This is a genomic window from Mesobacillus subterraneus (assembly GCF_000934845.1).
GTDB lineage: Bacteria > Bacillota > Bacilli > Bacillales > Cytobacillaceae > Mesobacillus > Mesobacillus stamsii.
Genome location: NZ_JXIQ01000001.1, coordinates 1 through 12,085, shown reverse-complemented (window position 1 = coordinate 12,085; position 12,085 = coordinate 1). Strand labels below are relative to the sequence as shown.

Genomic DNA, 12,085 nt, shown 5'->3' with positions numbered 1-12,085 from the left:
CAATACATTGGTACTCCTTTCTTGATCTTGCCAGTCTGATTGTTAGAATGATAATGTAATGTCTGCATCGCTTGCATAGTGAATAAAGGAAGCTGCACCGCCAACTTCAATGCCATCTACGAACTGGTCTTTTTCCAAAGACATAACGTCCATTGTCATTTGGCAGGCAATCATTTTGACACCCAATTCTGCTGCCATCTCAACAAGCTGCTCCACAGGAGGTACATTTTCCCTAGCGAAGCCTTCCTGGAATTGCTCCGTTCCTTCAGGTGTCGGAAGCTGCTTATACGCTTCCTTGTGGATCAGATTAAGACCTTCAAATGTGAAGAAAATTCCTACTTCTGCGTCTGATGCTGCTGCCGCAGTGGCGATATTGAATACTTTATATGCGTCGAACATTCCGCCGTTAGAGGCGATGATAGCTACTTTCATTTATTAGTCCTCCTTAGTTTTCAACTGATGTTTCTGTCGGGTTCGTTCATCCCGAAAACAACATTTATTGGTTTTTTCGTGTTGACAATCGAAATTGGACATGAAGTCCTTTAATTTCAGTACTTTATCCGCAGAAATGGATATCACTTTCCCCCTTCCTAAAGCTTAGTATTTTATGAATTCGCGGAATCCATACTAAGTTGATATACCTCCTACGGTAAACACTATGCGTATATTGTAAAAAAGATTAACCAAAACAGCAACCATTTTGACTTCATTTTCTGCTCTTTGCAAGAATAGGTGTGGAAGCTGGAACCCAAAAAACGAGTTGAGATCGATTTTCCAGCCTGGTTTTTCATTTTACTAACGTAAAATAGGGTAGCGTTGCTGCTGAAAGCGACAGCAGGAAGATCGCAATCGAACCAGGCTTGTTGTTCTGCTTCCAAAGAGTGACTGAAAACAGGATCGAATAAAAGCTTACAAGGAATACCGCAGCCCAGATAAAATATATCAATGTTAATCCCTCACTTCTTTCAGTTTAGGCAACTTTGTCTGACGGCCAAATTCCCCAAAGTGAATTTCCACTTTCACGTTGACTTCTGCGTCGGGATACGTTTTCATCCAGTCAAAATCGCGGAATTCCCCTAGTGTAGCAAAATGCTTCCTAAAAGGGACAGATAGGTGGAAGGTATCTCCTTTGAATTCCTTCTGAGTCTTCTCAATAAACTGTTGCATCTTTTTCTCAATATTGTCAGTCAAATATTGTTTCAATTTTACCACTTTCTGTTTATTTCCGGCATAATTGACCATGCTTGGATCACTTAGTACTTCAATGTATAGAGGGACGGTAATTTCAAAATGCGGCCTGCCATAATCATTTGTTAGCTTATATGTATTATTTTTTTGCTTGGACATTCTCACTGTGAGTCTATACCTTTCATCAAATGGGTCTGGATATGCCGTCAATATATCCACGGCATTCCATGTATCATCCAGAAGGCTCGAAATTCTCGTTTCCTCGCCTGTCATTTTTCCAATCATCTGCCCTTGGCTAAAAACGGCAGAACCAATCATTTCCGTATTATTGGACGTTCCCTCTTCCTTAATTTCTCCCGCGATCAAATTATCATCACTTGTATTTTCTTTGTCACGTTGCTCCTTATCAGTCGTTGCATAAATAGCGAGGAAAAAATCTGCATCTCCTTCCGTATCGGTAAAAAAACTCTTTAAGTTTGCGTCAGGGATCATCCCTATTTTTTGCCCTCTATTAATGATTAACCCAAAATAATTATCAGGCCTGGTTTCCAGCTTAGGTTTATTATTGTTAATGAATGCTTCTGCTTTTTCCTTTGTCACAATAATTTTTAAGCTTCTTTTGATTTCCCTGTCCTTGGCAGCACTATATATTAACCGGATGAAGTTTGGATCTCTCGCCAAATCCTCTGATACAATCAGCACGGACAGCAAATTATAAGAAATGCTCTTCGCAACAATTGCGTTGGCCGTATCTCTTGAAGAAATAAAATCATCCGCCACGAGCGAGATGATTTCCTGGGGGGGCTCTTTTGTAGTTCCCCCTGCCTGCTGCGCTCCTGCCTCAGGGTTTGTGATTAAGTAGGTTACTTTTACCTTCCCTTCCTCTTCATCTTTATCGAGTCCGATGCCAATCACAAAAGCTTTCTCATTAAGCTCTTGTTTATCCCAGCAGCCGGCAAGCCCCATCGTAAGCAGACACAAAAGAATGATTTTGAGCCATCTATGCTGTTTCATTTTTGAAGTCACCCCGTATTTTTGCCAATATCCACATTAATGGCGGGAGCACAAAAAAGGCTGGAGTTAGCAATTGAAAATTCATTTTTCTGGCAGCAGAAAGGGTAATCGAAGGACTTTCCGGTGCTGCTCCCAATAAGATCACGATGGTCGTCAATAATGGAATCAAGTATTCGAATTCCTTGATTTTTAGAATTCCTCCCAGTAAGGTTGCACTCAAGTATAAATAAAAACTGAACCTAATAAATGTCGCGACCAGCCAAAACGGAAAGAAAAATGTTTCTACATTTGAAAGAAACCCTATATGAATATAGCGAATTGTTTCATGAAATGGGTAAGCAAGCATTTCTGCCGTCGTGTAATCAAATAACATCACAAATGCCACCATGGCAATGCATATTTCAAACGTGACAATGGCTAAGGCCCAAATTGTTCCTTTTTTTAACACTTTAAAGGAAGTTACCAAAGGGGCGACTAAACCAATGTAGAGAAAATCCGCATAAATAGACATATCCTTTGCTACCGTTTTTATGATTGGCAGCATACCTTCTCCCCATAAAGGATATATGAACCCGAAGGTGCCACCCCCGAAGGAAAATAATAAGACAATAAACAGGGTGATTTTTACATAAGGAAGCAATAGCCAGGCGGCTGTGCCGATATGTTCAAACCCTCGTTTCGCACCGTATGCGCACACCATCATCAAAATCGAATATACAATAATTGGCGGTGTCTTTGTAAAATAAAAAGAGCTAATAATATCGGTAGAAATTCCGGAATCCACAATCAATGCGAATACTCCGCCAAACAGCAGCAAAACGGACACGATGTTTCCAATGAATTTTCCGAAAAGGTGAAGGATAATTTCATGAAGATTCTTTTCCCTATGAACTGAAAACACTTTCAACATGAACAAAATAGGCAGAACGGACAACAAGCCAATCAATGCAACCGCAATCCATCCAGCATTTTTAGCGTTTTCGAACAGAATGGCCGGAGTATCATCACTTAGCTTGGCACCTACGGTCAGAATTACGAGAGCGATATATTCCTTAATCCCAATTGTCCCCTTATTTTGTTTCATCTTATATGCCCCATTATTGTTTTTTTTGTAAATCGGAAGGCTTTAAAAATCCTGGCCGGAATTTCTCATTTCTTAACAGCCTGCGAAACATTGTGTCACTAGATGATTTATAGCTGGGTGACATTGGCGCCAAGTAGGGAACGCCGTACGATTTAATGGAAACCATATAATAGACGCCTGCTACAAAAAAAGCAGTCATCCCATACATCCCCATAAAGGCGGCACATATGATAAATACAAAGCGAATTAACCTAACGGCAAAGTTCAAACTTATGTCACTTACTGCGAATGAACTGAGACCACTCAGAGCTGAAACGATGATAACGATCGGACTGATAATATTCGCCTGAACCGCAGCTTGTCCAAGAATCAGCGCTCCTACTATGCCGATTGTTGGTCCAATTGGGCTTGGTACTCGCAGTCCTGCCTCCCTAATTAGTTCAAACGCAAACTCCATCATCAAAATTTCAACTACAGCCGGAAAGGGTACTTTTTCACGAGAAGCCGCAATCGCAAGCATTAACTCAGAAGGGATCATCTCCGAATGATAAGCTGTTATCGCGATATAGATCGCCGAGGTAAACACCGTAATAAACATTGCTGCCATTCTTAATGCTCTCGTGAAATTGCCGTAAAGGAATCTGAGATAATGATCCTCCGGACTGTGAAAAAATGACCAAAAAGTTGCCGGGAGAACAAGGCAGTCAGGAGAATTGTCCATTAAAAGAACGATATAGCCATCCTCGAGAAAGGTGGCTGCCCGATCTGGCCTTTCCGTAGATAATATACTAGGAAACAAAGAGTAGCTCCGTTCTTCAATATACTCTTCCAGCAATGACAAATTTTGAATTGAATTCACATCGAGGCGGTTCAATCTGTTTTTAATGTTCTCCACCAGCTTGTCATTCGCCAGGTCATCAATATATAAAATATATACTTCACTTTTCGATCTTGCCCCGACGTCTATTGACTCGACGACCAGATTTTCATCTTTTATTTTTTTTCTTACCAAGGAAATATTGACGTCGACCTTTTCAATAAATGCTTCCTTCGGCCCTTTAATTAAAATTTCCGTATTGGGCTTTTCAATTGTCCTGCCTTGAAAATTCGGACAGTCCATGGCAAAGCCTTGGGAACATCCATCTATTAATAGAACCGTGTTTCCCTGATTAAGATTCTTGACAGCATCCTTAAAAAGGTGAATTTCTGTTACTGCCTGTATCGATACAATTTCCTTTATTTCCTTTCCAGACTTATTTGTGAGTAAAGGTTTTAGGATATTCTCTTCAATGCTTTTGACATCAGAAATCGTACTAATAAATAGCAGGCAAGCCTTTTTATTTAAGCCTTCAATGTATAACTCCCTTACCTTAACGTCGTTATTTTTAGGGATATGAAACAGTTTTTTTAGAGTTTGAAAATTCTCTTCGAGGTCACTGGATATACTTTGTTCTTTTAACTCCGTCTGTTCTCCGACAAGCTGCTGTTGCATGGAGAGTGGTTTTTGTTTCCTTTTCTTGAACACTTGAAACATTTCCTTAAGCATCTAATCTTCTCCCCGCTACAATCTCACTTTTTCCTATTCTTAACTTTTACTAAATTGCTAAGATTTATGTATAGAAAAAAATTCGTTATTTGATGAAAAAAATGGGAAGAATAATGCAGCAGGGTGGAGAGAGGAGGATTCGAAATGACCAACCAGTTTTATATTCGCTTTGTCAGGCTGCCGATTTGGACGAGAATCCTGATGATGGCTGCTTTTATGGTAGTCCTGTTTGGATCGGTCATCCATATTATTGAGCCTAATCGCTTTCCAACTGTTTTTGACGGGGTTTGGTGGGCTATTGTTACCGCCTCCACTGTGGGCTACGGAGACTTTTACCCGGTTTCCGCAGCAGGAAGAGTAACTGCTATGATCCTTCTCCTGTTCGGGACTGGGTTTTTGTCCTCTTATTTTATTCACCTTTCCGCAGCAACAGTGACAAAACAAAACGCATATATGGAGGGGCGTGTTGGTTATAAAGGGTCCGATCACATGATCATTATCGGCTGGAATGAAAAGTCGCGGACGATCATCCAAAATCTTATGAAAACAGAATCGATCATCCTAATCGATGAGACACTGGAGTCCCATCCAATAAAAGCTGACAATGTTCATTTTATCAAGGGACGAGCGAACAAGGATGAGACATTATGGAAAGCCCGGATTTCCACTGCAAAAATAGTAATGATTACTTCAGATCAAAATCTAGATGAATTACAAGCTGATATGCATACGATATTAACACTGCTTGCCATCAAAGGATTGAATCCAGATATCCGCTGTATTGCCGAAATTCAAACGAGTGAACAAGTCAATAACGCGAGAAGAGCAGGAGCGGATGAGCTGATCCCAGCTAATGCTTTGACGAGTGCCGTGCTGATGAACACGATCTCCTCTGTTGACGCAGTCAGTCCATTACTTGATTTGCTAGCGGAATTAAAGAGCAACCATTTGGCTTATATACAGGTGGAATCCTTCCTTCACGGCAAAGATTTTCAAGTAGCAAGCAGCTTATTGCTAAAGGAAAATAACGTCATCCTAATCGGAATAAAAAGAGGGGATGACCTAATTGTCAACCCCCCAAAAAATCTCAGCATTAAAAAGGAGGATCAACTTCTCGCCATTTCGAATGATTAATGCGGCAATAAGATTGATTCCACTTCGTGGACAAGTGCTCTGCCCACTTCTATATACTTTTTTGGAAAGCTTGCATCCTTATCAACCGGCTCTTGGAACTGGTTAAAGGAGGCGCTGGCATTTCCAATTTCCGCATGGTCATCCAGTCCACGCTGATAGTTATGTGATAGCAGGAATGGCCGCTGTAATGCAACAGTGCAACCTTTAGAGTCTAACTGCCCATCAATCGCCTTAAACGGGAGGCGCAAAAATTGATAGCCCGCCTCATCATCCATTTTATAGTCAAAGGCTCCATGATCATAATCCCAGTTTCCGCCTACCGAATATCCCAACGGTTTAAGCAGCTGCTCCAGTTTGAAAAGCTCAAAATGTTTGCCCTCTAGCTCCGATTGTATCTGAATCAATGGTCGTTCCGCCTTTCCATTCATTTTCGCTTAGTTTTAACCAAAAGCGACCTTTTAATTAGTGGACTAAGGTCGGAATCTGACTGGAAATTGGTTTATACTTCCGAAATTTTGCTATTTCTGTCCGCCCACAAGCCGGATGACGGACAGTTTTTCTAGTGCCATTACATTTATTGGCGATAATTTATTTTTATTCGCGGTTTTCACTACTTTATTGGCGATAATCCAAATTTATTGGCGATTTTCACAGACTTATTGGCGATTTTCAAAATTTATTGGCGAACTGGAAATTCCACGCGATTTTTTCCAGTTTCTAAAATTAAAAAAGGAGCACCCGTTTCTCGTTCGGGTGCTCCTTTCACTATTATTTAAGCCGTTTTTCCAATTCTGCTTTCTTTTCTTCGAAGCCTGGTTTTCCAAGCAATGCGAACATGTTCACCTTGTATGCTTCCACGCCTGGCTGGTCGAAAGGATTTACGCCAAGCAAGTAGCCGCTCATTGCGCAGGCTTTTTCAAAAAAGTATGCGAGGTAACCGAAAGTATACTCATCAAGCTGAGGAATTTCCACAACCAAATTCGGAACGTCTCCATCTGTATGGGCTAGCATTGTTCCTTGAAACGCTTTATTATTTACGAAATCAACTGTCTTTCCAGCAAGATAGTTCAAGCCATCAAGATCGCTTGCTGCTTCGTCAATTGTCAGTTCATGACGAGGCTTCTCCACTTTGATGATCGTCTCGAACAAATCACGGCGCCCTTCCTGTACATACTGCCCCAGTGAATGGAGGTCAGTCGAGAAGTTCGCAGAGGAAGGATAGATGCCCTTCTGATCTTTTCCTTCGCTTTCGCCGAACAGCTGCTTCCACCATTCTGAGAAGTACTGAAGAGATGGCTCATAGTTGATCAGCATTTCAATGGTTTTGCCTTTATTGTAAAGCGTGTTTCGGACCACAGCATACTGATAAGCCGGATTTTCTTCCAACTCTGACTTGCCAAAGTCTTCCCTTGCCTGTGCAGCACCTTTCATCATCGCTTCGATATCTGATCCGCTGACAGCAATTGGCAGCAAGCCGACTGCCGTTAATACAGAATAACGGCCACCAACATCATCCGGAATCACAAATGATTCGTAGCCTTCATCATCAGCAAGGGTCTTCAATGCACCGCGTGCTTTGTCAGTAGTTGCGTAAATGCGTTTGCGTGCTTCTTTGGCACCATATTTCTCTTCAAGCAGTTTGCGGAAAATACGGAAAGCAATCGCAGGCTCGGTTGTTGTTCCAGACTTCGAAATCACATTGATCGAAAAGTCTTTGCCTTCCAAAAGGTCGATCACATCTGTCATATAAGTGGAGCTGATATTGTTTCCGATAAAAATGATTTGCGGAGTGCTCCGTTTTTCTTTTGGTAAAGCATTGTAGAAGCTGTGCTGCAAAAATTCAATCGCAGCACGTGCGCCTAGATAAGATCCGCCAATTCCGATAACGAGCAAAACATCAGAATCGCGCTTGATTTTTTCCGCTGACTTTTGGATGCGGGAAAATTCTTCTTTATCATAGTCAACAGGCAGATCAATCCAGCCTAAAAAGTCGCTGCCTGCACCCGTTTTTTCGTGTAAGGAATGATGGGCTACTTTTACAAAATCCCTTAAGTATGTAACTTCGTGTTCACCAAAAAAGCTAAGCGCCTTTGAGTAATCAAAACGAACATGTGTCATGTCTGATCCTCCAATATTTTATATTCTCTATCACTTTATCGAATTGAATCCGAATAATCAAGAAACACCCTTAGATGTAAGCGTGCCCAATTGTGAAATCTTTTTTACGCTTCTGTAATTCCTTTTTAAAACCAAGGATCCGGGGAAATTCCCGGATCCGGTTGATTTTATAAGGATCTACGATAAATATCAAGAACATCTTCACGATTCAGTTTAGCAAAATTGCCAAATTCGCCATTCACCATTGCTTTATCCGCCATCAATTCCAGTTTGCTGTCATCGATGTCATAATCAGCAAGTCGAGATGGTGCACCGATGCTGCTCCAGAATTCGCGCAGCTTTTCGATTCCTTCCAAACCAGCTTCTTCATCTGTCTTGCCTTCCGGATTCACGCCGAAGACTCTTACAGCCATTTTCTTGAAGCGTTCTGGTTTTACCTGCAGATTATGCTTCATCCAGTTCGGGAACAGGATCGCCAAACCGCCACCGTGAGGGATGTCGTATACAGCTGAAACGGCGTGCTCGATGTTATGCGTAGCCCAGTCACCGCGATAACCCATATTAAGGATTCCATTCAGCGCCATTGTTCCAGAGTAAAGAATTGTTGCACGGTATTCATAGTTTTCCAGGTCTGCAAGAAGCTTAGGAGCTGTTTCCTTCACAGTCATCAGTAAGGATTCACACATGCGATCCTGAAATTCTGTGTTCTCGGTCAAGTGGAAATAGTGTTCAAATACATGAGACATCATATCCACAATTCCATAATTCGTTTGATCTTTAGGGACTGTATAAGTGTTTACAGGATCGAGGATCGAGAATTTCGGGAATGTGACAGGGCTGCCCCAGCCGTACTTTTCATTCGTTTCCCAGTTGGTGATGACAGAACCGGCATTCATTTCTGAGCCTGTAGCGGCCAAAGTGAGCACTGTTCCAAAGGGAAGTGCCTCTGTTGCCATCGCCTTCTTGGTGACCAGGTCCCAGGCATCGCCTTCATATTTTGCCCCGGCAGCGATTGCCTTCGTGCAGTCGATGACACTGCCTCCGCCTACTGCCAGAAGGAATTCAATGCCTTCTTCTTTACAGATCTTAACGCCCTTATGGACAGTTGAAAGCCGCGGATTCGGTTCCACACCGGAAAGCTCGAATACTTCGGCGCCGATTTCTTTTAGAGTGCCCATTACGGAATCATAAAGTCCGTTGCGCTTGATGCTTCCGCCGCCATAAACCAGCAGGATTTTCTTTCCGTATTGTGGAACCTCGTTTTTAAGTTCCTCCAGCTGGCCTTTGCCAAAAATCAGTTTTGTTGGATTGTAAAAAGTAAAGTTATCCATTTAAATCACCTTCCTCTAGAAACTATTATGTTCTTTTTTTAAAAGCATTGCAAAAAATACACTCCTTAGTTTTAGAAAGGATACAAGAAAAATACATCAGATGAATAATTCACACCGTACTGAAACAATCTATATATGTACAAATTTAATGTAAGGAGGAATTTGCCATGAGCGGCATGCAACGTGCAGCACTTGTTCTTACGATAATCGGAGCAATTAATTGGGGACTAGTCGGATTTTTCCAATTTGATCTTGTTGCAGCAATCTTCGGCGGCCAGGATTCAGCGATAGCAAGAATCGTCTATGGTTTAGTAGGACTTGCCGGTTTAATCAATATCGGACTTCTTTTCGCGCCAAGCGAAAGCGAGGAAAGAGCAACAGAACCGCGCCCAACCCGGTAGGATAAGAAAAACCCGCCAAGAAGCGGGTTTTTTTCATTTTATGACAAAACTTTCTTGATTCGCTCGATCGCCCAGTCCAGTTCTTCCTGGCTGATGACAAGCGGTGGGGCAAAACGGATGACGGTATCATGTGTTTCTTTGCACAGCAGGCCTTCTTCTTTCAATTGTTCACAATATTTGCGCGCTGGTTCTGCTAGCTCGACACCAATGAACAGGCCGCGGCCACGAACATCCTTGATCATTGGGTTGTCGATTTCACGAAGCTTACCGGCAAAGTATTCTCCGAGCTCGAGGGAACGGTTTGCAAGTTCCTCTTCGATCAGCACATCTAAAGAGGCAATCGACACCGCACAAGCCATTGGATTGCCACCGAAAGTCGATCCGTGAGAGCCAGGATTAAAAACTTCTAACACTGCTTTGTCTGCCACCACACAGGAAATTGGGAATACCCCGCCGCCGAGTGCTTTTCCGAGAATATAGACATCAGGCTCGATGCCTTCCCATTCGCATGCGAACATTTTTCCGGATCTGCCTAGCCCAGCCTGGATTTCATCTGCAATGAACAGGACATTGTTTTCTTTGCACACGTCAAAAGCGGCTTTCATGAAGCCTTCAGGTGGAATCACGATACCAGCTTCTCCCTGGATCGGTTCAATCAGGAATGCTGCAGTATTTGGAGTGATTGCTTCTTTCAGAGCTTCCATATCTCCGTAAGGAATCAGTTTGATTCCTGGCAGCATTGGCCCGAAACCGCGCTTGTATTCTTCCTCAGAAGATAAAGAAACAGCTGTCATCGTGCGGCCGTGGAAGTTTCCGACGCAAGCGATGATCTCCGCCTGGTTTTCTGTTACTCCTTTGACATCATAAGCCCAGCGTCGAGCAGCCTTTACTGCCGTTTCGACTGCCTCCGCACCCGTGTTCATCGGCAGGGCCATTTCTTTATTCGTCAATTTGCAAATTTTTTCAAACCAAGGTCCAAGCTGATCATTGTGAAATGCCCTTGAAGTAAGCGTTACGCGATCTGCCTGGTCCTTTAACGCCTGGATGATTTTTGGATGGCGATGCCCTTGGTTGACAGCAGAATATGCACTAAGCATATCCATATATTTATTGCCTTCAGGATCCTCTACCCACACTCCCTCTGCCTTCGAAATTACGATTGGCAGCGGATGATAATTATTTGCACCATACTTTTGTGTCTGTTCAATCAGCGAATTCGTTTTTAATTTCATGAATCTTCCTCCGTTCCAATGAAAAAGTTGGTAGACACTCCTATTGTAACCTGCAAACCTTTTCATTTTAACCCCCAACTAAAATAAAAAAACCAGACGCAATGTCCGGTTTCAGGTTTAAAACTTATTTTTTAGCCATATCTGACTGGTTGATCCAATCTTGAAGCTTATCTTTCAGCGTATTGAAGCCTTGTGCTGAGTCGTCCTGATACTGAACAACTGCAGCTGGTCGTTTATTGCGTGGTTTTTTAGCGCGTTGCGGCTGTTCAGGAGCTTCTTCCGTTGCACGGATAGATAAGCCAATTTTTCCAGCTGCTTCATCAATTGACAATACTTTCACTTTCACTTCGTCGCCAACTGACAGCTGCTCGTTAATATCCTTAACAAAGCCGTGCGTAATTTCCGAAATATGCACAAGACCTTGTGTATTTTCATCTAATGCTACGAAAGCGCCATATGGCTGGATTCCTGTTACTTTTCCTGTTAAAACACTGCCTACTTCGATTTTCTCTGACATGGAAACACTCCTAAATATTTTTTATTTTATCCCATTAATACGCAATTAAAAATTATATCACAATCTATAGGATTAATCAAAAAGAATAAGTTAATGCAATCAAACCGAAAGTTTAGAAAACGTTCAAAATATTGTCGGTATTTTCAAAATTTTAATGATAAACTACTAGTAACAGTTTTTTGGAGGTGAAGAGCGATGGTTGCAATTGGACATAATATCAAAATGTTTCGTGAGCGAGCCGGAATTTCCCAGGAAGACCTTGCTTTTAAAATCAGGGTAGGTACTCGAACGATCCAACGATACGAAAGCGGGGAGCAGATACCTACGATGCAAACGATGTTAAAGATTTCTACAGCACTCGACGTTCCAGCATCCGAGCTGATAAGGGAAGTTTATTATGCTGCACCGTCTTACCTAAGCGAAAAATCTACTGATGTATAATGAATAAAAAAACGAAAACTACAGGTATATTATTCTGTCAAATCGGTTATCCTACTCCCAGCTCTGAGGAGTAAACTTA

General features: G+C 42.1%; 13 protein-coding genes. 3 read left to right on the top strand and 10 right to left on the bottom strand.

Annotation, left to right across the window (positions count from 1 at the left end; genetic code table 11):
* Positions 1–42: 42 nt before the first annotated feature.
* From UB32_RS00060 to UB32_RS00045, 5 genes are all read right to left on the bottom strand, one after another.
* On the bottom strand, positions 43–432 hold the full coding sequence (locus tag UB32_RS00060) for a DsrE/DsrF/DrsH-like family protein (protein ID WP_044390169.1): 390 nt from the start codon (positions 430–432) through the stop codon (positions 43–45).
* A 355-nt stretch (positions 433–787) separates the two neighbouring features.
* Entirely contained in the window at positions 788–946 is a 159-nt protein-coding gene (locus UB32_RS19925) for a hypothetical protein (protein ID WP_157841599.1), read from the bottom strand.
* Between the two features lie 2 nt (positions 947–948).
* Positions 949–2,202: a Ger(x)C family spore germination protein gene (locus UB32_RS00055; protein ID WP_044390168.1), complete on the bottom strand. Its 1,254-nt coding sequence runs from the start codon at positions 2,200–2,202 to the stop codon at positions 949–951.
* A complete protein-coding gene (locus UB32_RS00050; RefSeq protein ID WP_044390167.1) occupies positions 2,189–3,286 on the bottom strand; it encodes a GerAB/ArcD/ProY family transporter in 1,098 nt (365 codons plus the stop codon). Before UB32_RS00050 ends, UB32_RS00055 begins: the two co-directional genes overlap by 14 nt.
* Positions 3,287–3,299: 13 nt before the next feature.
* A complete protein-coding gene (locus UB32_RS00045; RefSeq protein ID WP_084221655.1) occupies positions 3,300–4,832 on the bottom strand; it encodes a spore germination protein in 1,533 nt (510 codons plus the stop codon).
* A 144-nt stretch (positions 4,833–4,976) separates the two neighbouring features.
* Between UB32_RS00045 and UB32_RS00040 the strand changes: the two genes are divergently transcribed.
* Entirely contained in the window at positions 4,977–5,966 is a 990-nt protein-coding gene (locus UB32_RS00040; protein ID WP_044390166.1) for a potassium channel family protein, read from the top strand.
* Here UB32_RS00040 and UB32_RS00035 read toward each other — a convergent pair.
* The 3 genes from UB32_RS00035 to UB32_RS00025 all read right to left on the bottom strand — a co-directional run bounded on the left by UB32_RS00035 (position 5,963) and on the right by UB32_RS00025 (position 9,415).
* Positions 5,963–6,370, bottom strand: coding sequence for a YugN-like family protein (locus UB32_RS00035; protein WP_044390165.1), 408 nt, complete (start codon positions 6,368–6,370; stop codon positions 5,963–5,965). The two genes, UB32_RS00040 and UB32_RS00035, sit on opposite strands and share 4 nt — an antisense overlap.
* 364 nt (positions 6,371–6,734) lie before the next feature.
* The gene (locus tag UB32_RS00030) at positions 6,735–8,084 is read right to left on the bottom strand and encodes a glucose-6-phosphate isomerase (RefSeq protein WP_044390164.1); all 1,350 of its coding nucleotides are present in this window, start codon (positions 8,082–8,084) and stop codon (positions 6,735–6,737) included.
* Between the two features lie 167 nt (positions 8,085–8,251).
* A complete protein-coding gene (locus tag UB32_RS00025; protein ID WP_044390163.1) occupies positions 8,252–9,415 on the bottom strand; it encodes an iron-containing alcohol dehydrogenase in 1,164 nt (387 codons plus the stop codon).
* 167 nt (positions 9,416–9,582) lie between these two features.
* Between UB32_RS00025 and UB32_RS00020 the strand changes: the two genes are divergently transcribed.
* Positions 9,583–9,816 (top strand): DUF378 domain-containing protein, encoded by a 234-nt coding sequence (locus tag UB32_RS00020; RefSeq protein WP_044390162.1) that lies wholly within the window; start codon positions 9,583–9,585, stop codon positions 9,814–9,816.
* A 38-nt stretch (positions 9,817–9,854) separates the two neighbouring features.
* Here UB32_RS00020 and UB32_RS00015 read toward each other — a convergent pair whose 3' ends face one another.
* Complete coding sequence (locus UB32_RS00015) at positions 9,855–11,048, bottom strand: ornithine--oxo-acid transaminase (RefSeq protein ID WP_044390220.1); 1,194 nt, start codon at positions 11,046–11,048, stop codon at positions 9,855–9,857.
* A gap of 124 nt (positions 11,049–11,172) precedes the next feature.
* Positions 11,173–11,565, bottom strand: coding sequence for a S1 domain-containing post-transcriptional regulator GSP13 (gene yugI / locus UB32_RS00010; RefSeq protein WP_044390161.1), 393 nt, complete (start codon positions 11,563–11,565; stop codon positions 11,173–11,175).
* Positions 11,566–11,760: 195 nt separating this feature from the next.
* Between yugI and UB32_RS00005 the strand changes: the two genes are divergently transcribed.
* Positions 11,761–12,006 (top strand): helix-turn-helix domain-containing protein, encoded by a 246-nt coding sequence (locus UB32_RS00005; protein WP_044390160.1) that lies wholly within the window; start codon positions 11,761–11,763, stop codon positions 12,004–12,006.
* Positions 12,007–12,085: the final 79 nt, after the last annotated feature.